The following is a 22,761-nucleotide window of genomic DNA, read 5'->3' on the forward strand; positions in this document are numbered from 1 at the left end:
CGGGCAACGGGGCCTTGATCGGAAGGGCTCACACCAACACCATGCCTCCGTCGATCATGATCACCTGGCCGGTCAGGTAGTCCGAGTCGGCCGAGGCCAGGTACAGCGCGGTGCCGAGGATGTCTTCGCCGGTGGCGACCCGCCCGCGCAGGATGTCCGCGGCGAAATCGGCCATCGCCTGACCGGGTCGGTCCGCGTCGCCGATGTTCATCAGATCCTCGTCCAGCCTCGTCCACAGCGGGGTGTCCACCACGCCCGGGGCGAAGGCGTTGCAGGTGATGTTGTGCTCGGCCAGTGCCCGCGCGGCCGCCTGGGTCAACGCGTTCACCGCGAACTTGCTCGCGCAGTACGGCGCGAACGAGGGAAATCCCTGCCGGCCCGCGATGGAGGACGTGTTGACGATCTTGCCCTCCCCGAGGGGCATCATCCTGCGGGCCCCCTCCTGGATGCCGATCAGCGTGCCGAGCGCGTTGACGTCCATGATGGCGTGCCAGTTGCTCTCGGTCACATCGAGCAGGTGCATCGGCTCGTTGAAACCGGCGTTGTTGAACAGGACGTCCAGCCGTCCGGTCCGTTCGACGAAGGCGTCGAAGGCCGCGCTTACCTGGTCCCGCTGGCTCACGTCGGCCGTGAGCGGAATACCCGGCAGCCCGGCCGCGGACAGTTCGGCGGCGACCGCTTCCGCGGCCTCCTTGCTGCGGTCGAGGACTCCCACGGTCGCATCCTCGCCGGCCAGGCCCAGGGCGAAGACCCGGCCCATGCCGCTGCCCGCGCCGGTGATGATGATGCTCTTGCCGGCCACTCGTCCAGACATCCGCTGACCCCTCGTTCTCAGTGTGTGAAGACCGGGTCGCGCACCCCGAGGGTGTTGCGGACCCAGTCGATCTCGCGGCTGACGTACTCGTCGATGTCGCCGGTCTTCAGGTGTTCCGGGAGCACGTCCCAGGTGTAGGTCTCGATCTCCAGGTGGTCCGAGAGCGGCGTACGCCGATGCAGGTCGAGCGCGGCCTCGATACTCGACCGGGTGGTCCGGAAACCACCGATCTCGTCGAGGAACACCGGTACGTGGAAGTGCGTCCGCCACTCACGCCGGCCACCCGGCGACTCGGTCCAGGCCTCGATCGCGTCGCCGAGGGTGAGGAAACGGGTGAGCTGCCCGTCGCGGCGCTCGGTGGTCTGACTCAGGTAGATCGTGTCGGTGAACTGCTCGAGCGCCCGTACTGTGTCCGCGCTGACCTCGGGCACCCACAGCGCCGCGGCCTCCTGCAGTTTGAAGATCGGGATGCCGGCCGCGACCAGCGACTCCAGCGCGGCCGGAATGTCTTCGAACTCCACGGACTGGTGCCCGATGTCGAAGACCACGCCGAGATGCCGCCGGACCAGCCCCACCGCGGCCGACACCGGTACCGAGGCCAGCTTCGCGAACTCGGCGATGCCGGCCCGGGAGTAGATCCGCTCCTCGAAGTACCGCACGGTCTCCTCGGTCGTCTCCAGGAAGCAGAAGGGCTCGGGTTCGAGGGCCAGCTTCACCTTGCGCCCGGTACGGCGTTCCACGTCGACCAGATGGGCGACGACGCGGAGCAGGTTCATGGTGAAGCGGTCGACGAACGCCGGTCCGTCGACGTTCGGACGGAACGCCAGCGGGGCGGTCTGGATGGACGGTTCGACGTCGGCCTCGGTGATGTCGGCCAGGACCTCGGCGACGCCGATCGTGTACAGAGTGCGGTCCTCGGTGGCCCAGTCCGGCTCGTACACCTGCTCCATCACCGACCGGCCCTTGAAGGGGCCGTGCGGGAACGCGTTGACGGTGTAGACGTAGAGATCCTGGTCGCGCAGGTAGCCGAGGAAGTCCGCGCGCTCGGCCGGATCGTCCTGCAGCGTCGCCACGGACGCTCCGGACAGCCGCAGCGACAGGCCCATCGGTGCGTCCGGAGACACCCGCCGCTTCACCTCCGGCACATGGCGTACGACGCTGTCGCGCATCTCGGCCCAGGTGTCACCGGGATGGACGAGGGTCGAGTAGGTGAGGTGGCCGAGCCGGTCACTGAGCTTCATGAATGATTAGTAACACTGAACACTTGCGCCTAGCAATACCTCAGAATCCTGAGTAAGTGTTCACTCAAGGTCACAGAAGCTGGGGTCTTGTGAACACCAGAGGCCATATGTACAGTCCCACCAAACATCCGGCTGGTGACTGTGAGGTGGAAGCATGCGCGTCTCCCGGGGACTGATCACCGTCAGCGCGGCGCTGATCCTGCTGGTCGCCGCCAGCGCGGTACTGGCGCCGACGAGCGTCGACCACAGTGCGCTGCTGGGCATGCTGCCGTTCGCGGCGGTCCTCGCGATCGTCGGCATCGGCCAGACGCTGGTCGTGCAGCAAGGCGGCATCGACCTGTCGGTTCCAGGCGCGGTCTCGCTGGCGGTGGTGATCACCACACACCGGCCGGCCGGTGACGACGCCAAGTTGCCGGGCGCGCTGCTGTTCGGTCTCGTCGTCGCGATCGGCTTCGGTGTCCTCAACGGAGTACTGATCGGTCGGCGCCGGCTGAACCCCATCGTGGCCACCCTCGGCGTCAACGCCCTGTTGTACGCCGTGGTGCTCGGCATCTCCGGTGGTTCGCCCCGGCGTACGACCGCGTTGTTGCGAGACGTGGCCGGGGGAGTCACCGTGGGCATTCCGAACTCGGTCTATATCGCGGTCGTCGTGGTCGCGATCGCCACGATCGTCATGAAGACCACCGTCGGCGGGCGCCGCTTCGAGGCGATCGGCGCGAACCCGACCGCCGCGGCCGCCACCGGACTCCCGGTCACCTGGTATCGCGCCGGTGCCTACGTGTGGGCCCAGATCCTCTATTGGCTCGCGGGCGTCCTGCTGGCCGGGATCATCGCCCAGCCCACCGCGTTCCAAGGCGACGCCTACCTTTTGCCATCGGTCGCCGCCGTAGTGCTCGGCGGGACCTCGCTGCTCGGCGGCCGCGGCTTCCTGGTCGCGACGGCCGTCGCCGCGGTCTTCCTCTCCCAGCTCGAGCAGTTCGTGCTCGCGCTCGGTGTCTCGTTCGCCATCCGAACTCTGGTCGAAGCGGCTGCCCTCACCGTGGGTGTCGCCCTCTACAGCGTCGACTGGACCGCCGTACGCCGCCGGTTCACGTCCGCCCCTCAACTGCCCCTCAGTACGGCAAGTTCCAGGAAGGGAACCCTGTCATGATCCGATCCGCTCGCCGCGCACGTCTGATCGCCTTGCTCGGCACCGGAGCCGTCGGCCTCGCACTCGCGGGCTGCGGCGGCTCCGGCTCCGCCAACACCTCCAACAACGCGGCCGCCGGCGGCGACGTCCCCTCCTGGTGTGGGGGCAAGAAGGCCGTCCTCGGCATGACCGACGGCTTCGGCGGCAACAGCTGGCGCCTGGTCACCACCGCGTCCGCCAAGGCGGAGGCCGCCAAGTGCCCCAGCGTCACCAGCTTCGAGTACGCCGACGGCCAGGGCGACACGCAGAAGGCCATCGCCGACATCCAGGGGATGGTCGCGAAGGGTGTGAACGCGCTGGTCGTCTTCCCCGACGCCGGTGAGGCTGTGCTGCCGGCGATCCGCAGCGCCTACAAGGCCGGCGTCGTGACCGTGCCGTACCGGGTCGACCCGGGTGGCAAGGCGGGCGAGGACTACGACGTGTTCGTCGACACGAACTTCGCCGACGCCGGCAAGAACTGGGGCGACTGGATCAAGAAGATCCTGCCGGACGGCGGCAACGTGCTGTTCCTGTCCGGCCCGCCCGGGAACAGCCAGGGCCGCAAGGAAGCCGAAGGCCTGCACTCGGTGCTCGATGCCACCGGCAAGTACAAGTTCATCGGTGAGCAGCCGTTCGAGGTCACCAACTGGGATCCCGCCGAGACGCAGAAGCGGCTGACGGCGGCGATCTCGCAGAACTCCGACATCGACGTGATCGTCTCAGACTTCGGCCCGTCCCTGGTGGGCGCGCTGCCGGTGTTCGAGCAGAGCGGCCGGTCCATCCCGGCCATCGCCGCTTCCGACGGCAACGTCCTGTCCTGCTTCTGGGAGAAGAACAAGGCCAAGAACCCCGACTTCAAGCTGTTCACGGTCTCGACGCAGAACGACCACTCCCGGCTGGCCATCCAGCAGGCGGTCGCACGCGCCACCGGCGGTCAGGTGCCCGCCTCCTCGACGTTCCCGTCGGTGGTGTTCGAAGACTCCACCTCCAAGGACAAGCCGGTGCAGTGCAAGTCGAACCTGCCCGATGACGTCTACCTGTCCGCGGAGATGTCCGGCGAGGAGCAGGCGAAGCTCCTCAAGTGAGTCCGACAGAACACCTGACCCGAAGGACGCTGTGGTGATCAACGTGACGCAGGAGACAAGAGCTGCCCGGACGATGGACGAGGCGATGCAGCCCACCCTGGCGCTGCAGGGCATCTCCAAGTCGTACGCCGCTGTCGCCGCCCTGACCGACGTGTCGCTCGAGGTCCGGCCCGGCGAGGTGCACGCACTGCTCGGTGAGAACGGCGCCGGCAAATCCACCCTGATGGGTGTTGCCTCCGGCACCATTGCTCCCGACCGCGGCACCGTCGCGGTCCTCGGCGAGGTCGTCGAGGAGCTCACGCCGGGACGGGCGACCGAGCTGGGGATCGCGATCGTGCACCAGCACCCCGCGGTCCTGCCGGACCTCACGGTCGCGGAGAACATCGCGGTCGCCGTGCCCGTGCGCTTCCTCGACGGTCCCGATCGACGTACGGCGATGCGAGCACTGCTGGAGCGCGTCGGATGCACCGCGCACCTGGAGGATCGCGTCGGCCACCTGAGCATCGCGCAGAAGCACCTGCTCGAGCTCGCGAAGGCGATGGCGATGAAGCCGCGGTTGCTCATCCTCGACGAGCCGACGGCACCACTCGGCCAGGAATCGGTCGGGCTGCTGTTCGACCTGATCCGTTCGGCCGCGGCCGACGAGACCGCCGTCGTCTACATCACGCATCGCCTCGCCGAGGTCCGTGAGCTCGCCGACCGCGTGACCGTTCTCCGGGACGGGCAGCACCGCGGGACCGCCGTGGTCGGCGAGGTCACCGACGAGGAGTTGCTGGCCATGATCGTCGGCCGGCAACTGGAGTACACCTTCCCGGCCAAGCAGCTCGGTGCCGACGACGAGCAGCCGGTACTCACCGTCGAAGGGTTGTCGGGCGACCGGTTCTCCGACGTCTCCTTCACCGCGCGGCGCGGTGAGATCGTCGGCGTCGCGGGCGTTGTCGGCAATGGCCAGAGCGATCTGCTCCGGGCCCTCGCCGGCCTCGACGCGCACAGCGGTGCCGTGGTCATCGACGGGGAGCGGCTCGGCCATCGGCAGTTGCTGCGCTCCTCGGCGTACCTGCCGGCCGACCGGCATCACGAGGGACTGATGATGTCGTTGTCGGTGCGCGAGAACGCCGCGCTCAGCGCCCTCGAGCGGCTCGGTCCGGCCCGGTTCGTCAGCCGCCGGCGCGAGGTCGAGCTGGTCGGCGCCGAGGTGGCCGGACTGGCGGTGAAGACCCCGAGTCTCGAGTCACCGGTGACCAGCCTGTCCGGTGGCAACCAACAGAAGGTCGTGCTGGCTCGGTCACTGCTGTCGAAGCCGGCGATCCTGCTGGCCGATGAGCCGACTCAGGGCGTGGACGTCGGCGCCCGCGCCGAGATCTACCGCATCCTGCGGGAGGTCTCCGACAGCGGGGTCCCGGTCGTCGTCGCGTCATCGGACGCCAAGGTGCTCGAAGGACTCTGCGACCGGGTGATCGTGCTGTCCCGCGGCCATGTCGTGGCGTCGCTGGCCGGTGCCGAGGTGACCGAGGAGCGGATGATCCGCGCCGCGGTCGAATCGACCACGCACACCCGTACCGAGACCGAACGGGCGGCCGGCCGCAGGCTCAGCCCACGCTGGCGCCGCAAGCTCGAGGGGGACTACGCCCCGGTCCTGGTCCTGGCGGCCGTGATGCTCTGCCTCGGCGCGTACATCTACTCCCGCAACGAGCGCTACCTGCTGCCCTTCAACGTCACCTCGGTGATGCTGCTCGTCAGTGCGCTCGGGTTCATCGCGCTCGGCCAGACGGTCGCCCTGATGACCGCCGGCATCGACCTGTCCGTCGGCCCACTCGCGGGATTCCTCGTCGTGGTCGGCTCCTTCTTCCTCACCGAAGGACACTCTGGTACGGCGGTGGTCCTCGGACTGGCCCTGATGGCCGCGCTCGCCGCACTCGCCGGGGTGGTCAACGGTTCGCTGATCAGATTCGGCAAGTTCACCCCGGTGGCCGCGACCCTGGCGACGTACATCGCTCTGCAGGGTTTCAGTTTCCTGTTGCGCGACAAGCCCGGCGGTCTGATCAGCCGGACGGCGACCGACCTGATCACCACGACGATCGGCCCGGTCCCGGTGGCCTTCGTCGTCCTGGTCCTCGTCACGTTCGCGATGGAGTTCCTGCTCCGCACCCGCCGCTGGGGTCTGAACATCCGGGCGGTGGGCTCGGACGAGGAGTCCGCCCGCCGGCTCGGCGTACGGACCACGCGGACGGTCGTCACCGGGTACGTCGTCGTGTCGCTCTTCACGTTCCTCGGTGCGCTCGTCCTGCTGTCCCAGCTGGGGATCGGCGATCCCGCCCAAGGCGTCGGCTACACCTTGACCAGCATCACCGCCGTCGTGCTCGGCGGAACCAGCCTGCTCGGCGGCCGCGGCACCTTCGTCGGCACCCTGCTGGGCGCCGGCCTGATCGTGCAACTCCTCAACGCGACCACGTTCCTCGGCCTCACCCAGACCTGGCAGTACCTCTTCCAGGGCGCCCTGATCGTGATCGCGGCCCTTGTCTACAGCCAGGTGCGAGGTAGCGGCCGCAAGGCCGAGGGCGTCGCACACTGACCGCACGGGATCTCCCGTCGCCGACTACGAAAGGACACCGCCGTGCGAGCAGCGCGTTACTACGGAAAACAGGACATCCGGGTGGAGGAGGTCGCCGAGCCCCAGGTGCGGGAGGCCGACGACGTACTCGTCGAGGTCTTGTACTGCGGCATCTGCGGAACCGATCTGCACGAGTACGCCGTGGGACCGATCGTCACCCCGACGACGCCGCATCCGCTGACCGGCGTGACACTGCCGCAGACCCTCGGACACGAGTTCTCCGCCCGGGTAGCCGCGGTCGGCGCCGCGGTCCGCGGGGTCAGCGTCGGGGACCGGGTCTCGATCATGCCGGCCATCGTGTGCGGACGATGCCGCTACTGCCGCCGCGGTCAGGGACACCTGTGTGTGCAGTTCGCCTGCACGGGCCTCAGCGCCGAGACCGGCGGCCTCGCCGAGTACGCCGTGGTGAAGGAGTACCAGGTCGCCAAGCTCCCCGACGAGGTCTCGGATCTCGAGGGAGCGGTCGTCGAACCTGCGGCGGTCGCGGCGTACGGCGTCGAGCGCGCCGGGGTCACCGGTGGCGACATCGTCCTGGTCACCGGAGCGGGACCGATCGGCATCCTGTCCGCCCTGTACGCCAGTGCGGTCGGGGCGTCGACGGTGATCATCTCCGAGCCGAACAAGAACCGCTCCGCGCTGGCCGCCTCGCTCGACATCGGCCCGGTGGTGGATCCGACCACCGGAGAGCTCGACGAGGTGGTCGGGCAGCTCACCGACGGCGACGGCGTCGACCTCGCCATCGAGTGCTCCGGCAGCACTCCCGGCCTCACGTCGTGTGTGGAGCAGACCCGCAAACGCGCGGCCATCGTCCAGACCGGGTTGCACACCAAGCCCGCCACCCTCGACGCGATGGCGCTGTCGGCCAAGGACCTCACCCTGTATGGCAGCTGGTGCTGGTGGATGACCGACTGGCCGCGGATCATCCGCATGGTTGCCTCCGGCACCTACCCGGTCGGCCGCGTGATCACCGCCGAGATCGGGCTGGCCGACGTCGTGACCAAGGGCTTCGACCCGTTGATCGATCCGCAGGGCGACCAGCTCAAGGTACTGGTCCGCTCGGCTTCCTGACCTGACGAAGGAGACTCCGATGAGTTCGTTCGGCGACATGCACCATGTCGGCATCACGGTCCGTGACCTGGAGGCCTCACTGGCCTGGTACGAGCGGATGTTCGGGCTGCGACCCGAGTTCGTTGCCCATGGCTCCGGTCCGGAGCTGTCCGCGGCGGTCGGCGTACCGGACGCCAAGCTGCGGTTCGCGTTCCTCCGCTTCGGCAGCTGCGTGGTCGAGCTGCTCCATTACGACAACGAGCGGGAGGACACCTTCGACCGCTCCAACGCCGACGTCGGCAGCGCCCACGTCTGCATCGACGTGCCCGACCTGCAGGCGGCGTACGACGATCTGCGCGGCAAGGGCGTGGAATTCCTGGCGCCGCCGCTGCACATCGACGACGGGCCGCTCGAGGGCTGTGCCTTCGTCTACTTCAAGGATCCCAACGGCGTGACGCTCGAGCTCTTCCAGAGCAACGGCCACGGGCACTGACCGACCCCCAAGGAGCAGCACGCATGAGTGAACGACGAGCGCTGGTCGTCGGTGCCACCGGTCTGACCGGCCGCAACGCCGCCGAGCAGCTGGCCCGATCCGGCTGGGAGGTTACCGGTGTGTCCCGTAAGCAGGGCATGGACACCGACGGAGTGCGCAACGTCAGCGCGGACATCTCCGACCCGGTCTCGATCGCCGCGGTCGCCCGCGAGGTACGGGCCACGCATCTCTTCTACTGCACGTGGTCGCGGCAGGAGACCGAGGCCCGGAACATCGACGTCAACGGGGCGATGCTGCGCAACGTCCTCGAGACCGCCGGCCGTACCGACACGCTCGAGCACGTCTGCCTGGTGACCGGGCTCAAGCACTACCTCGGCCCGTTCGAGGCCTACGCGCAGAACCCGGCGCAGCCGCCGTTCCACGAGAGCCAGCCGCGGCTGGCGCACGAGAACTTCTACTACACCCAGGAGGACATCCTCTGGGAGGCCGCCGAGCGGTTCGGCTTCAGCTGGACCGTGCACCGGCCGCACACCGTCATCGGATACACCCTCGGCAACGCCATGAACATGGGCGTGACCCTGGCGGTCTACGGCACGCTCGCCCGCGAGACAGGCCTCCCGTTCGTGTTTCCTGGTTCGCCCGAGCAGTACGACGGCACGACAGACATCACCGACGCCCGGCTGCTGGCCGAGCACCTGGTCTGGGCGGCGACCACGCCCGAGGCGGCCAACGAGGCGTTCAACGTCACCAATGGCGACACCTTCCACTGGCGGCAGATGTGGGAAGTGGTCGCGGGCGGGCTCGGTGTCGAGCCGGCGCCGTACCCGGGACACCCGGCTCCTCTCGACGACCGGATGGGCGACGCCGCGGCGACCTGGCGGCGGATCGCCGAGCGAGACGGACTCGTCGAGCTTGATATCGACCGACTCGTCTCCTGGTGGCACACCGACAGCGATCTCGGCCGGACGGTCGAGACCCATGCCGCGATGACCAAGAGCCGGGAAGCGGGCTTCACCCGGACCCAGGACAGCGGCCGGTCGTTCCTCGACCTGTTCGACCGGCTCCGGGCCGAAGGCGTCATCCCGGAGGTGTCGGCATGAAGGCTGTCCAGTTCCAGGGCGTCGACACGCTGGCGCTGGCCGAGGTCGACGTACCGTCCATCGGCGCCGGCGAGATCCTGGTCGCGCTGCGGTCGGTGGGGATCTGTCACTCCGACTTCGAGCTGCTCGAGGGGCGCTACATCATCCCGTTCGGTTACCCGATCGTCCCCGGGCACGAGTGGTCCGGCGTGGTCGCGGACGTCGGCTGGGAGGTGACCGGGTTCAAGCCTGGTGACCGGGTGCTGGGCGAGTGCGTGATCGGCCAGGAGCACTTCGGCTTCTCGATCTCCGGGGCGGCCGCCGAGTACTTCGTCGTACGCCCGGAGTGGTTGCACAAGGTTCCGGATGAGCTGACCGACAGCCAGGCGGCGCTCGTGGAGCCCTTCAGTTGCGCGTACTTCGCGGCGATGCGGGCCGGCAACGTCAACGCGAGCGACACCGTCGTGGTCTTCGGTGCGGGCCCGATCGGGCTGAGCTGCGTGGCGGTCGCCGCCACCCTGGGCGCCCGGGTCGTCGCGGCCGAGCCCGACAAGACCCGCGGCGACCTGGCTCGGCAGCTCGGCGCGGAGGAGGTGGTCGACCCGACGTCCGACGAGTTCGCCGACCAGGTGCTCGAGTTGACCGAGGGCCGGGGAGCCGATGTCGTCATGGAGGCGTCCGGTCAGCCGGCCGCGATGGCCGCGACCCTGGAAGTTGCCGGGTTCAACGGTCGGCTCGTCAACCTCGGTATCGACGTCGGTCGAAGCGCCACCGCGAAGCTCGGGCTGATCCAGTCCAAGCAGTTGCAGATCCGGGGCACGATCGGGTCGCCAGGCGTCTGGCCGGAGACCCTGCGGTTCCTGGCCCGGACAGGACTCGACCTCACTCCGATGATCACCAGCAGGTATCCGCTGGATCGCGCCCCGGAGGCGTACGCCGCTGCCCGCCGCACCGCGGAGAACGTCAAGGTGCACATCGAGAACGGTGGTGCCGCATGAAGGCCGTGGTCCTGCATGCCGCCGGGGACGTCCGCATCGAGGAACGTCCCGAACCACCGACTCCCGGTCGGGGTCAGGTGCGGCTGCGCGTCACCCGGGTCGGACTATGCGGTACCGATGTCAGCGAGTACACAGCCGGACCGATGATGACTCCGCTGACGACGCGGCATCCCAACTCGGGAGTGCTCGGGCCGGTGGTGCTCGGGCACGAGTTCATCGGGGTTGTCGAGAGTGCGGGCGAACGTTTCGCCATCGGTGACCGGGTCGCGGCCGGAGCCGGCGTCTGGTGCGGGCAGTGCTCCTGGTGCGAGCGCGGCCAGACCAACCTCTGCCAGTCCTACTGGACCTACGGCCTGTCCGCCGATGGCGGGCTCACCGAGCGCGTCACCGTTCCCGAGACGATGCTGCATCCCATCGCGCCGAACGTTGCCGACGACAACGCCGCACTGGCCCAGCCGCTGGCGGTCGGACTGCACGCCGTCGATCGCAGCCGGGTCCGCCCCGGCGATGTGGTGGTCGTGCACGGCGCGGGCGCGATCGGATCCTTCGTCATCGCCGGCCTGAAGGCCGGCGGAGCCGGAGTGATCGTTGCCGTGGACATCGATGACGGCAGGCTCAAGACGGCAGCGAAGCTCGGTGCCGACGTCACGGTCGACGCGTCGTCGACGGATCCGCTCGACGTCGTCCGTGAGCTGACCGGATCCGCGCTGGCCGACGTGACCGTGGAGGCCAGCGGCGTCTGCGACGGACTGACGCGCGTGCAGCGGCTCACCCGGCGTGGCGGCACTGTTCTTCTGGTCGGCCTGCCCAAGGGCCAGGTGTCGTTCGTCGCCACCGACCTCATCCTCCGCGAGATCGACGTCATGACCACCGTGGCCCACGTGTGCGACCGGAACCTGCCGGCCGCGCTGGCTCTCCTCGCGCAGCGCGACCTGGCCTCGCTGCTGGTCGAACGCGTCGTACCTCTCGACCGGGTGGTCGAAGACGCGTTCACAGCAATGGCCGGCGGTACCGCGCGCGGCAAGCTCCTCGTCGATCCTCAGGGGATGTCATGACACTGCGAGTCGGGTTCTGCGGCGTCGGCCGGATGGGTACCGAGATGGTCGTTGTCCTTGCCCGGCAGGGGTTTGCGGTGACCGTCTGGAACCGGACCGCGGTGCGCGCTCTGGCAGTCGCAGACCAGACCGGCGCCGAGGTGGCCGACACTCCGGCGCTCGCGGCCAAGGACGCGGACGTCGTGATCACCATGCTCACCGACGGCGACGCCGTACTCCGGACTCTCGCTGAGCTCCTGCCCAGCGCCCGGGCGGGGCTGATTGTGGTGGACTGTTCGACCACCGGCGTACGCGCTGCCCGAGAGGCCGCTGACCTGTGCGCGGCCGCGGGCGTCGGCTTCGTCGACTGCCCGGTGAGCGGCAGTACGGTCGTCGCCCGCGAAGGCAATCTCGGACTGATGGCCGGCGGGGACACCGCCGCGATCGACCGGGTCCGCCCGGTGCTCGATGCCCTCGGCACGGTCGTGCACGTCGGGCCGACCGGCGCCGGCGCCGCCGCCAAGGTGTCGATCAACGCACTGCTGCACACCTTCAGCACAGCCCTGGCCGAGTGCCTTGTCACCGCTCGCGCCGCCGGAGTCTCGACCACCGCGCTCTTCGATGTCCTCGCGGTCGGCGTGCTCTGGAATCGCTTCCTCGACTACAAGAGACCAGCCTTCAGCGATCCCGAGGGGACGGCGGTCGCCTTCGACCTCCGCACCGCCACCAAGGACCTCGGACTCGCAGCCCGCGCCGCCGATGACGCCGGCCTGCGGGAGTCCGTCGTACGGCGGGCCCTGGAACTGCACCGGCACGCGCTGGACGACGGACTCGGTGACCGGGACATGGCCGCGATGACGGCCTGGTTCGCGGCCATCGCCGATCCGCCCGGCCGAACAGAAAGGAACTGACGTGGGTATCCACACTTATGGAACGAACGGGGTCGACTGGGAGCAGCGGCTGGATCTCGACCGGCTGCGCACCGAGCGGCTGGCCAAGCTCCAGGACGAGCTGAACCGCTCCTCGCTCGGCGCACTCCTCGCGTTCGACTTCCCCAATATCCGCTACATGACCGCCACTCACATCGGCACCTGGGCGAACGACAAGCTGATCCGGTTCGCACTCCTCGTGCGGGATGCCGAGCCGGTGATCTGGGACTTCGGGTCGGCGGCCAAGCACCACCAGCTCTACAACCCCTGGCTCGACCACGCCGGGCCCCAGTCAGCCGACGCGGTCCACGGGCCGCATCACGGCGCGACGAGGCCGCAGGGCGGAGCCCGCGCGGGGATCTCCACGCTGCGCGGCGCCTTCCACCCGGGCGCGGGCATCGCCGAGGAGGTCGCCCGCAAGATCAAGGCCGAGCTCGAACAGCACGGGTTGCTCGGTGAACCGCTCGGCGTCGACGTCATCGAGCTGCCCATCCTGGCCGCCCTGCAGCAGGCGGGCATCCAGGTCGTCGACGGCCAGCAGGTCTTCCTCGAGGCGCGGCGGATCAAGACGCCGGACGAGATCGGACTGCTCGCCCAGGCGGCCTCGATGGTCGACGCCGCGTACGACCAGCTGTACGAGTTCCTCCGGCCCGGGGTTCGGGAGAACGAGGCTGTTGGGCTTGTCAGCAAGGCGCTCTACGACATGGGTTCGGAGTTCGTCGAGGGCGTGAACGCGATCAGCGGCGAGCGGTGTGCGCCGCATCCCCATGTGTACTCCGACCGGATCATCCGGCCGGGTGACCCGGCGTTCTTCGACATCCTGCACAGCTACCTGGGCTACCGGACCTGCTATTACCGCACCTTCGCGGTCGGCAGTGCCTCCCCGGCCCAGCACGACGCGTACAAGATCTGCCGCGAGTACATGGATCAGGCGATCTCGTTGGTGAAACCCGGCTCGACGACCGCCGACATCGTCTCGGTCTGGCCGACCGCGCAGGAGTTCGGCTTCGCCGACGAGGAGGCCGCGTTCGCGCTGCAGTACGGGCACGGCGTCGGGCTGTCGATCTGGGAGAAGCCGATCTTCAGCCGGCTGGTCTCGCTCGACCACCCCGAGGTCCTCGAGGAGGGCATGGTCTTCGCCCTCGAGACCTACTGGCCGGCCAAGGACGGCTGGTCCGCGGCCCGGATCGAGGAGGAGCTCGTCGTCACCGCCGACGGCTGCGAGGTGATCACGAAGTTCCCCGCCGAGGACCTGCTCGTGGCCGGCAAGCGGTACTACACCACCGGCGGGATGCTGCCGACCCGGCGTGAGTCGCAGTCGCACCTGAACACGCCTACCTTCAACGGAGAACTGGTATGACGCTGCCACTCGAACGGCACGCGTACGGCGAGCACGACATCGTGCTGCCGGCCGGAAACCAGACCAGGTACGACGACGCGGCGATCGACCGGGACACGCGGCTGCTGATGTACCGGCGGCTGCAGGAGATGCGCCAGTTCGAGAAGCGTGCGTACGACCTGTTCATGCAGAACCTGGTCAAGGGCACCACGCACCTGTCTCTCGGGATGGAGGCAGTGGCGACCGGATTCGGTACGGCGATGCGCGCGGACGACTACACGTTCGCGACGTACCGCGGCCACGCGCACACCCTCGCCCGTGGTGTCCCGATGGAAGGCGTCCTCGCAGAACTCCTTGGGCGCTCCAACGGATTGCTCGGCGGCAAGGGTGGATCGATGCATCTCACGAGCGTCGAGCATGGCGTGATGGGTTCGTACGCGATCATCGGTGCGCACCTGACCATCGCGAACGGCGCCGCGTGGTCCGCGCAGTACCGGGACAGCGGTCAGGTCGCGGTCTGCTTCTTCGGCGACGGCACCACCAACATCGGCGCGTTCCACGAGGCGCTGAACTACGCGGCGGTCTTCAGCCTGCCGGTCGTCTTCGTGTGTGAGAACAACCAGTACATGGAGTACACCGCGATCGCCGACATCACCGCCGTACGACGTCCGGCGGCGGACCGGGCCGGCGCGTACGGTCTCGGTCCGATCGTTGTTGATGGCAACGATGCGGATGCCTGCTACCTCGCGGCGCGCGATGCCTTCGCGCAGGCTCGTTCCGGGCAGGGGCCGGTGCTCATCGAGGCCCTGACCTACCGGCATGGCGGCCATTCGCGGGCCGATCCCGGAAAGTACAAGCCATCCGGGGAGCTCGAAGCCTGGCTGGACCACGACCCGCTCAAGGTCTACCGCGGCCGGCTCGGCCGGCTCGGGTACGTCGACGCGGAACTGGACGAGATCGATCGGCAGGTCGGCGAGGCCGTGAACGCGGCGACCGAGGCGGCCAAGAACGGACCGTTGCCGGACCCGGCTTCGGCGTACACCGACGTATGGGCAGACGGAGGACACTCGTGGCGCAACTGACCTATCGGGAGGCGGTGGCCCGCGGCATCGCCCAGGAGATGCGACGCGACGAGCGCGTGGTCCTCGTCGGCGAGGACGTGGCCGGCTCCGGCGGCGTCTTCAAGACCACCGCCGGACTGCTCGACCAGTTCGGGCCGCGCCGGGTGATCGACACCCCGATCTCCGAGCAGGCCATCCTCGGCGCGGCGATGGGCGCCGCGATGACCGGGCTGCGGCCGATCGCGGAGATCATGTTCTCCGACTTCTTCGCGGTCTGCTGGGACCTGGTGGTGAACCAGATGGCGAAGACCCGCTACATGACCAACGGGCAGGTCACCATCCCGCTGGTGGTGAAGAGCGGGAACGGGGGAGCGCTCCGCTTCGGTGCACAGCACTCGCAGTCGATCGAGAACTGGGCGATGGCGGTGCCCGGGATCAAGGTGGTCACGCCGTCGTGCCCGGAGGATGTGGTCGGCCTGATGGCGGCCGCGGTACGCAGCGACGATCCGGTGTTGTTCTTCGAGCACAAAGGCCTCTACGCCAGCAAGGGGGAGGTGCCCGACGGGGTCATCGAGGACGTTCTCGGCATGGCGAAGGTACGCCGGCCCGGCACCGACGCGACCGTTGCCGCACTCGGGCTGATGGTGCCCAGGGCTCTCGAGGCCGCCGAGCGACTCGCGGAGCGGGGGATCAGCTGCGAGGTCATCGACGTACGGTCGCTGATCCCGCTCGACGCCCGGACCATCTTGGAGTCGGTCGGCCGGACCGGGCGATTGTTCACCGTCGAGGAGAACCCGCGGGCGCTCGGCTGGGGTGCCGAGATCGCGTCGATCGTCAGCGACGAGGGCTTCTGGAATCTCGACGGGCCGGTGGTCCGGATCACCAGCCCGCATGTGCCGCTGCCATCGGCGGATTCACTGGAGGATCTCGTGATCCCGTCGGTCGATCGGATCGCCACCGAGATCGAGAAGGCGATGCAGACGTGAGTGTCACCACCCGCCGCCACTGGGACAGCCCACGGGCCCGCCGCCTCGCCCGGGAGGCAGCCCCCGCCACAACCGCGGCCGCAACTCCCGCCACAACCTTCACCACAACTGCGGTCGCGACCCCCGCCAGAGCGCTGGGGCGGGTCGAGCGGCTGTCGCGGCGGCGGAAGGTGATCGCGGAGCGGATGCATCGGTCGCTGCAGGAGTCCGCGCAGCTCACCACGGTCGTCGAGGTCGACCTCACTCACGTCGTGACCGTGCGCGAGGCGACGAAGGACCAGTTCCAGGCCCGGTACGGCGCCTCCTTGTCCGTCCTCGCGTTCGTCGCCGAGGCCGCGGTACGGGCTCTCGGCAACCATCCGGTGATCAACGCCGAGCTGGATCTGGCCGCGGGAACGATCACCTACCCGGCCTCCGTCGGTCTGGGCATCGCGGTGGACACCGACGAGGGGCTCGTCGTCCCGGTGATCCGGGATGCCGGCGACCTGACTGTCGGCGCGCTCGCCCGCCGGATCGCCGAGCTCGCGGCCCGCGCCCGGAACGGGACGGCGACCGCCGACGACTTCGCCGGTGAGTCGTTCACGATCACCAACACCGGCAGCCGTGGTGCGCTGTTCGACACCCCGATCCTCAACGCGCCCCAATCGGCCATCCTCGGCCTCGGCGCCGTCGTACGGCGTCCTGTGGTTCTCCCCAGCGGGAACGGCGACGACCTGATCGGGATCCGCTCGATGGCCTACCTGTCCCTCACCTACGACCACCGGCTCGTGGACGGCGCCGATGCCGCACGCTACCTGACGTCGGTCAAGTCCCGGCTCGAGAACCCCGGCCCGGGCATTCAGGAGGTTGCACGATGAGCACGCACGAACGGACCGTGGTTTCCGCCGTACCGACCGGGTTGTGGATCGGCGGTGACGTCGTACCGGGTTCCCGCGGCACGCTGGCGGTCCACGATCCGGCGACGGGCGACGTACTCACGGAGGTCGCCGATGCGGACGCCGCCGATGCCATGGTCGCGCTCGACGTTGCGGTCGCCGCCAGGACCGACTGGGCTCGGACCGCTCCGCGTGAGCGCGGCGAGATCCTGCGACGGGCATACGAGTTGATGACCGCGCGGGCGGATTCCCTTGCCCTGTTGATGACGCTGGAAATGGGCAAGCCGCTGGCCGACGCGCGAGCCGAGGTTGCGTACGCCGCCGAGTTCCTGCGCTGGTACGGCGAGGAGGCGGTGCGGATCTCCGGCCGCTGGTCGGTGGCACCGGATGGGAACAGCCGGCTCCTGACCATGAAGCAGCCGGTCGGGCCGAGCCTGATGATCACGCCGTGGAACTTCCCGTTGGCCATGGGCACGCGCAAGGTCGGGCCCGCGGTCGCCGCCGGCTGCACGATGGTGGTCAAGCCGGCCGCGCAGACGCCGTTGTCCATGTACGCCTTCGCCGCGCTGCTGCAGGAGGCAGGCCTCCCGGACGGCGTACTGAACGTGGTCACCACGTCCCGCAGTGGCGAGGTGATGGAACCGCTCATCCGCGATCCCCGGCTCCGTAAGCTCACCTTCACCGGATCCACCGGCGTCGGCCGCCGGCTCGTCGAGCAGTCGGCCACCCAACTGCTGCGGGTCTCGATGGAACTCGGTGGCAATGCGCCGTTCCTGGTGCTCGCCGACGCCGATCTCGACGCCGCCGTCGAGGGAGCGATGGTGGCGAAGATGCGCAACATGGGCGAGGCCTGTACTGCCGCCAACCGGTTCCTCGTCCACGAGTCCGTCGCCGACGAGTTCGCCGGACGGTTGGCGAACCGGATGGCCGCGCTCCGGGTCGGCCGCGGCACCGAACCGGGTGTCCAGGTCGGGCCGCTCATCGACGAACCCGCGCAGGACAAGGTCTCCGAGCTCGTGCAGGACGCCCTGGACGGCGGCGCGAAGGTCCTCACCGGCGGCAAGCCGGCCAGCCCGCCCGGCTGGTTCTTCGAACCGACCGTGCTCACCGACGTCGCACCCGACGCGGCGTGCCTCCGGGAGGAGATCTTCGGCCCGGTCGCTCCCATCACCCGCTTCGCCACCATCGACGAAGCGATCAGCCTGGCCAACGACACGGAGTACGGCCTGGTTGCCTACGCCTACACCCGCGACCTTTCCACCGCCCTGCGCCTCGCCGAGGAACTGGACACCGGCATGGTCGGCCTGAACCGAGGCGTGATCTCGAACGCCGCCGCCCCGTTCGGCGGCGTGAAGCACTCCGGCTTCGGCCGCGAAGGAGGCCACGAAGGAATCGAGGAGTTCCTCGAAACCAAGTACGTAGGCCTCGAGACCTGACCTACACCTGGCTGGTCATCAGGCGGACTTGTGGCGGGCGCCGCCCTCGATGTGGATCGTCTCGCCGGAGACGAAGCCCGCGCGGAGGAGCCACATCACCGTGTCGACGACGTCCTCGGTCTCGCCGTGGCGTCCGACGAAGGTGCCGGCTGCACTCGTGCTCAGCAACCCGGCCTTGTTGTCACCAAGGCGATCCCAGGCGCCCGAGTCCACGACACCAGGCGAGACGGCATTGACCCGCACCGGAGCGAGATCCGCCGCCAGGTGGCGCGCGGCGTACTCGACGGCACCGTTCGTGATGCCCTTGACCAGTGAGCCCGGCCCGGGCCGCCAGCCGACGACGCCGGAGAACATCACCATCGACCCGGTCGGCCGCAGTAGCGGGGCGAAGTGCTTGGCGACCAGCAGGGGCCCGACCACCTTGGCCGTGAACGCAGCCAGCAGCTTGTCACGATCCAGCTCGGTCGCGCGTACGTCGTGTGGCGCCGAACCGGTCGTCACGAGGTGATCGATTCCATCCTTCAGCCGCTCCGCCGCGGCCGCGATCGTCGACTCGTCTTGCAGATCGATCCGCACCGCGGTGGCGCCGATCTCGCGCGCCAGTACGTCGGCCGCCGCCAGATCACGCGCACCGACAACGACGTCGTACCCGTCCTTCACCGCACGCCTCGCCACGGCCGCGCCGAGCGCCCGTGCACCGCCGATGACCAGGATCCGCTCCATGTGTGTCACTCCCTCTCGTAGGATCGGGAGTAACGGTATGGATTTGATACCGGTATCTTCAACGGAACTGGGAGCACCCATGGGCAAGGCGTACAACGTGATGGCAGCGACCTGCCCGAGCCGCACCGTGCTGCACCGCATCGGAGCCCGCTGGACCGTGTTCGTCGTCAACGCCCTGGACGACGGACCTCGGCGCTTCACCGAACTGAAGGCGCACATCCAGGGCATCACCCCGAAGGTCCTGACCGAAACCCTGCGTTCCCTGGAAGCCGACGGCCTGATCAGCCGGCACGAGTACGACGAGAATCCGCCTCGCGTCGAGTACGCCCTGACGCCGCTGGGCCGCTCCCTGCTCATCCCGCTCCGCGCCGTGCGGCTGTGGGCCGAGCAGCACGTCCCCGACATCGAGGCAGCCCGAGCCCGTCCGCACAGCCACCAGTAGCGCATTGAGGTTGCAAGTTGTGGCAAAGCGGGGCGTTGTGGCCCTGGATGCGGCTATAGTCGCCGGGAATCTCGGGGGATCGACAGAGATTTTGACCTTGAGGGGGATTCCAATGCTGAAATTACAGCGCCTTGCGCTGGCTGCGGCCGGGCTGGGAATGCTCGCCGCGACCGCGGCGTCAGGGCCGGCCGTGGCTGGTGGGCAGGCCGACCCGGCGCCGTCCTGGGCGGCCAAGGCCGCCCAGCTGAAGGGGCAGACGCTGACGGCCAAAGCGGCCGCTGCGGCCTGCGGCCAGACGGTCGGATGGCCGACCGCCACGAACGTCGTGGAGTCGGTCGACATTTTTCCGGCCAAGCCGCCGACGGCGGAGGCGTACGAACCGATCAACTTCGTCGCCACTCGTACCTCCGCGACCTGGTACATGGCGTGGAACGCCTCGGGCACCCAGACCTGGTTCTCCGGTCTGTTCCTGCAGGGCTCGAATCTGTACCGGCACACGACCTACATCCGGGAGGCCAGCATCGATGCCACCTTCAAGAAGGTCGGGACCGGCTGGTCGAGCTTCAACTCCATTGCCACGTCCAACTACAGCGTCGCGCAGCCCCGGCACGCGTACCTGTACGGCCTGAACGCCAACGGCAGCCTCTACCGCTGGTCGCAGGTCAACGGCGGCTTCAAGGCGCTCGGCTCGTTCGCCGGGTTCCGGAGCTTCAAGGCGATGACGGTGATCAGTGAGACGGCGACGTACGACACGTTGCTGATGACCACCAAGGCCGGTGCGCTCTACACCATCCGGATCCCGGTCACCGCGGCGGCCAAGCCGGTCGTCAAGCTGATCCGTTCCTCCGGCTGGGGGGCCTACGAATCGCTGGCGACCCAAAGCTGCGGTACTCGCGGCGGGACGCTCGTCGTCGGTGTCGACCACGACACCGACTCCGGGTACCAGTACGCCTTCAGCCACGCGAACGGGGCCGCGACCCAGATCACGTCGTACGGCAAGGTGCCGGCGGTCTTCAACGGCACGAACCACGTGTCCTTCACGACGTACTTCGACCAGCTGTTCGGCGAGTGAACCGAGGGGTTCGAGCCATCTGCTGAAGCAGTAACCTGGGGGCGCCGCGACCGCGGCGTCCCCAGGTGACATCTAGGCCGTCACCACATCTCGGCGCCAGGGAGCATGGTGACGGAACTTGTCGGACGGGTCGCTCTTGGCGTTGCGGCCCTCTCTTTCGCACCCCGTGACCGCTCCGCCGATCTCGCAACGATCCGAGCCGGTATCGCCGCGGGCACGACGATTCTCGACACCGCGCGTGCGTACGCGCACGTCGACGCACCTCTGTACGGCGAGGAGCTGGCGGCGGAGGCTGCCCGTGGCACGGGCGTCGTGGTGGGAACCAAGGGCGGTCACTCGCGAACCGGCGCGGCGACCTGGGATGCGGACATCAGCGCGTCCCGGATTCGATCGGACGTCGAGACGAGCCTGCGCGTGTTCGGTGGCGAGCGTCTCGATCTCTACTACCTGCACCGGGTCGACCTCGCCGAACAGCCCGTGGAGGAAGGCGTTTCCGCTCTCGCGTCCCTGCGCGACGAGGGGAGCGTGGCCCGGATCGGCCTGTCGAACGTCAGCGTAGCCGCGCTCGAGCGGGCGGCCGCAGTCGCGCGGATCGACGCCGTGCAGAACCAGCACAGTGCGATGGGACGCGAGTCGATCGACGTACTAGCGTGGTGCGAAGCCAACAACGTGCCCTTCTTCGCCTACTCACCCCTCCGCCACTCGGCCGCAGCTCCACACCTCGCAGCCATCGCGGAGACGCGAGGCGTTTCCCTACAACGCCTGCAACTCCGAGCCCTCCTGGCATCCTCACCCGTGCTCTCGGTCGTCTCCGGCGCAACCCGCCCCGAAACAGTCCTCGACTCCCTCGCCGCAGAATCCGAACCCTGGACCGAAGACCTCGACGCCGCCTACGCCGCAGACCTCTCTGGCGCCTAGAGGGTGGGGCGGACGCGCCAGACGTTTGTTGCCTGCTCGAAGGCGTGGCCGACCTGGAGCACGCCCAGGTCGTCGCGGTGGCGGCCGACAAACTGGAGGCCGACGGGGAGGCCTGCGGGGGTGAATCCCGCCGGCACCGACAAGGCCGGGGCGCCGGTGGTGGAGACGAAGTACACGGAGCGCATCCAGTCCAGGTAGGTGGTCTGGGGAACTCCGGCGATCTCGGTCGGGTATTCCTGCTCGACGGGGAACGGCGAGACCTGGGTGACCGGCAGCAGGAGTACGTCGTACTGCTCGAAGAACTCGCGGACCCGGTGGAACAGCCCGGCGTGGAGGCGTTCGGCGCGGCCGATGTCGGGGCCGGTGAGCCGGCGTCCCTCGTCGATGTTCCACGCGAGCGACGATTTGAACAGATCGGGATGCGCGGCCTGCGCCTCGCCGAGCATTGCCTCGAACTGCCAGGCGCGCAGGGTACGGAACACTTCCTCCGCGCCGGTGAAGTCCGGGCACGCCTCCTCGACCGTGCAGCCGAGGTCCTCGAAGACGCCGACCTGCTCGGTGAGTACGTCGGTGATCTCGGTGTCGACCGGGACCGCGCCACCAAGATCCGGCGACCAGGCGACTCGCAGTCCGGTGAGGTCGCGGTCGAGGGGGACCGCGAAGTCGCTGCCCGGATCCTGCAGGGAGAGCGGGCTGCGGCGGTCGGGACCGGCGATGACCGACAGCAAGAGGGCGGCGTCCGCGACGGTACGCGCCATCGGTCCCTGAACACCCAGCGTTCCCCAAGGCAGCGCGGCCGGAAAGGTGGGGACTCGCCCGGGGGAGGGGCGGAAGCCGACAACGTTGCACCAGGCCGCCGGGTTGCGGAGCGAGCCGCCCATGTCGCTGCCGTCGGCGATCGGATGCATCCCGCACGCGAGCGCCGCGGCCGCGCCGCCACTGCTGCCTCCGGCGGAGCGGGTCAGGTCGTACGGGTTGCGGGTGACGCCGAAGATCTCGTTGAAGGTATGCGATCCGGCGGCGAACTCCGGAGTGTTCGTCTTGCCGATCGTGATGACACCGGCGGCTTTCATCCGGGCGATGATCAGATCGTCGGTGTCCGGCACGTTCCTGGCGTGGATGCGAGAGCCGAAGGTGGTGCGGATGCCGGCGGTCGAGTGGGTGTCTTTGTGCGCGACTGGGAGCCCGTGCAGCGGACCGAGCGAGCCGCCCGCGGCGGCGAGGTCGTCGGCCGCCGCCGCGGCCGCCATGGCCTGCTCGGGAACCAGAGTGACGATCGCGTTGACATCGGGGTTGGTCTGTTCGATCCGCTCGAGGTGTACGCCCAGGAGCTCGCGAGCCGACACAGCGCGGCTTCGCAGGGCGTCGAGCTGTTCGGTGGCACTGAGGTCGCACAGCTCAGAGGTCATG

The 22,761-nt window shown here is 68.8% G+C and carries 21 protein-coding genes; 17 read left to right on the plus strand and 4 right to left on the minus strand.

Annotation, left to right across the window (positions count from 1 at the left end):
• Positions 1 to 28: 28 nt before the first annotated feature.
• Positions 29 to 814 (minus strand): SDR family NAD(P)-dependent oxidoreductase, encoded by a 786-nt coding sequence (locus tag AB0E63_RS01125; RefSeq protein WP_360359395.1) that lies wholly within the window; start codon positions 812 to 814, stop codon positions 29 to 31.
• 17 nt (positions 815 to 831) lie between these two features.
• Positions 832 to 2,055, minus strand: coding sequence for a metabolite traffic protein EboE (eboE, locus tag AB0E63_RS01130; RefSeq protein WP_360359398.1), 1,224 nt, complete (start codon positions 2,053 to 2,055; stop codon positions 832 to 834).
• Positions 2,056 to 2,209: 154 nt separating this feature from the next.
• Between eboE and AB0E63_RS01135 the strand changes: the two genes are divergently transcribed.
• From AB0E63_RS01135 to AB0E63_RS01200, 14 genes are read left to right on the plus strand one after another with little or no spacing between them, the layout of a single operon-like run.
• Positions 2,210 to 3,205 (plus strand): ABC transporter permease, encoded by a 996-nt coding sequence (locus AB0E63_RS01135; RefSeq protein ID WP_360359401.1) that lies wholly within the window; start codon positions 2,210 to 2,212, stop codon positions 3,203 to 3,205.
• Entirely contained in the window at positions 3,202 to 4,308 is a 1,107-nt protein-coding gene (locus AB0E63_RS01140; RefSeq protein ID WP_360359403.1) for a substrate-binding domain-containing protein, read from the plus strand. The genes AB0E63_RS01135 and AB0E63_RS01140 overlap by 4 nt, the downstream gene beginning before the upstream one ends.
• Positions 4,309 to 4,342: 34 nt before the next feature.
• Positions 4,343 to 6,880, plus strand: a complete 2,538-nt coding sequence (locus AB0E63_RS01145; protein WP_360359406.1) for an ATP-binding cassette domain-containing protein — start codon at positions 4,343 to 4,345, stop codon at positions 6,878 to 6,880.
• 42 nt (positions 6,881 to 6,922) lie between these two features.
• A complete protein-coding gene (locus AB0E63_RS01150) occupies positions 6,923 to 7,987 on the plus strand; it encodes an alcohol dehydrogenase catalytic domain-containing protein (RefSeq protein WP_360359408.1) in 1,065 nt (354 codons plus the stop codon).
• A 19-nt stretch (positions 7,988 to 8,006) separates the two neighbouring features.
• Positions 8,007 to 8,459, plus strand: a complete 453-nt coding sequence (locus AB0E63_RS01155; protein WP_360359411.1) for a VOC family protein — start codon at positions 8,007 to 8,009, stop codon at positions 8,457 to 8,459.
• A 23-nt stretch (positions 8,460 to 8,482) separates the two neighbouring features.
• Positions 8,483 to 9,559 carry an SDR family oxidoreductase gene (locus tag AB0E63_RS01160; protein WP_360359413.1) on the plus strand — a complete coding sequence of 359 codons (1,077 nt, stop codon included), beginning with the start codon at positions 8,483 to 8,485 and terminating at the stop codon, positions 9,557 to 9,559.
• Positions 9,556 to 10,536 carry a zinc-binding dehydrogenase gene (locus AB0E63_RS01165; RefSeq protein WP_360359416.1) on the plus strand — a complete coding sequence of 327 codons (981 nt, stop codon included), beginning with the start codon at positions 9,556 to 9,558 and terminating at the stop codon, positions 10,534 to 10,536. The genes AB0E63_RS01160 and AB0E63_RS01165 overlap by 4 nt, the downstream gene beginning before the upstream one ends.
• The gene (locus AB0E63_RS01170) at positions 10,533 to 11,591 is read left to right on the plus strand and encodes an alcohol dehydrogenase catalytic domain-containing protein (RefSeq protein ID WP_360359418.1); all 1,059 of its coding nucleotides are present in this window, start codon (positions 10,533 to 10,535) and stop codon (positions 11,589 to 11,591) included. The genes AB0E63_RS01165 and AB0E63_RS01170 overlap by 4 nt, the downstream gene beginning before the upstream one ends.
• Complete coding sequence (locus tag AB0E63_RS01175) at positions 11,588 to 12,481, plus strand: NAD(P)-dependent oxidoreductase (RefSeq protein ID WP_360359421.1); 894 nt, start codon at positions 11,588 to 11,590, stop codon at positions 12,479 to 12,481. The genes AB0E63_RS01170 and AB0E63_RS01175 overlap by 4 nt, the downstream gene beginning before the upstream one ends.
• Before the next feature lies 1 nt (position 12,482).
• Entirely contained in the window at positions 12,483 to 13,859 is a 1,377-nt protein-coding gene (locus AB0E63_RS01180; RefSeq protein ID WP_360359424.1) for a Xaa-Pro peptidase family protein, read from the plus strand.
• A complete protein-coding gene (locus AB0E63_RS01185; RefSeq protein WP_360359427.1) occupies positions 13,856 to 14,920 on the plus strand; it encodes a thiamine pyrophosphate-dependent dehydrogenase E1 component subunit alpha in 1,065 nt (354 codons plus the stop codon). The genes AB0E63_RS01180 and AB0E63_RS01185 overlap by 4 nt, the downstream gene beginning before the upstream one ends.
• Positions 14,908 to 15,885, plus strand: a complete 978-nt coding sequence (locus AB0E63_RS01190) for an alpha-ketoacid dehydrogenase subunit beta (protein WP_360359429.1) — start codon at positions 14,908 to 14,910, stop codon at positions 15,883 to 15,885. Before AB0E63_RS01185 ends, AB0E63_RS01190 begins: the two co-directional genes overlap by 13 nt.
• Entirely contained in the window at positions 15,882 to 16,742 is an 861-nt protein-coding gene (locus AB0E63_RS01195; protein ID WP_360359431.1) for a 2-oxo acid dehydrogenase subunit E2, read from the plus strand. Before AB0E63_RS01190 ends, AB0E63_RS01195 begins: the two co-directional genes overlap by 4 nt.
• Positions 16,739 to 18,196 (plus strand): NAD-dependent succinate-semialdehyde dehydrogenase, encoded by a 1,458-nt coding sequence (locus AB0E63_RS01200; RefSeq protein WP_360359434.1) that lies wholly within the window; start codon positions 16,739 to 16,741, stop codon positions 18,194 to 18,196. The genes AB0E63_RS01195 and AB0E63_RS01200 overlap by 4 nt, the downstream gene beginning before the upstream one ends.
• An 18-nt stretch (positions 18,197 to 18,214) precedes the next feature.
• On the opposite strand, the gene AB0E63_RS01205 is transcribed toward AB0E63_RS01200, so the two are convergent.
• Entirely contained in the window at positions 18,215 to 18,919 is a 705-nt protein-coding gene (locus AB0E63_RS01205; protein ID WP_360359436.1) for an SDR family oxidoreductase, read from the minus strand.
• Positions 18,920 to 18,998: 79 nt separating this feature from the next.
• Here AB0E63_RS01205 and AB0E63_RS01210 point away from each other — a divergent pair, with 79 nt between their 5' ends.
• From AB0E63_RS01210 to AB0E63_RS01220, 3 genes are all read left to right on the plus strand, one after another.
• Positions 18,999 to 19,361: a helix-turn-helix domain-containing protein gene (locus AB0E63_RS01210; RefSeq protein WP_360359439.1), complete on the plus strand. Its 363-nt coding sequence runs from the start codon at positions 18,999 to 19,001 to the stop codon at positions 19,359 to 19,361.
• A 112-nt stretch (positions 19,362 to 19,473) separates the two neighbouring features.
• Positions 19,474 to 20,433 (plus strand): hypothetical protein, encoded by a 960-nt coding sequence (locus AB0E63_RS01215; protein ID WP_360359442.1) that lies wholly within the window; start codon positions 19,474 to 19,476, stop codon positions 20,431 to 20,433.
• Between the two features lie 105 nt (positions 20,434 to 20,538).
• The gene (locus tag AB0E63_RS01220) at positions 20,539 to 21,351 is read left to right on the plus strand and encodes an aldo/keto reductase (protein ID WP_360359445.1); all 813 of its coding nucleotides are present in this window, start codon (positions 20,539 to 20,541) and stop codon (positions 21,349 to 21,351) included.
• Here AB0E63_RS01220 and AB0E63_RS01225 read toward each other — a convergent pair.
• The gene (locus AB0E63_RS01225; protein WP_360359448.1) at positions 21,348 to 22,760 is read right to left on the minus strand and encodes an amidase; all 1,413 of its coding nucleotides are present in this window, start codon (positions 22,758 to 22,760) and stop codon (positions 21,348 to 21,350) included. The genes AB0E63_RS01220 and AB0E63_RS01225 overlap by 4 nt on opposite strands.
• Between the last annotated feature and the right edge of the window lies 1 nt (position 22,761).

Source organism: Kribbella sp. NPDC026596 (assembly GCF_040638415.1).
Classification (GTDB): domain Bacteria; phylum Actinomycetota; class Actinomycetes; order Propionibacteriales; family Kribbellaceae; genus Kribbella.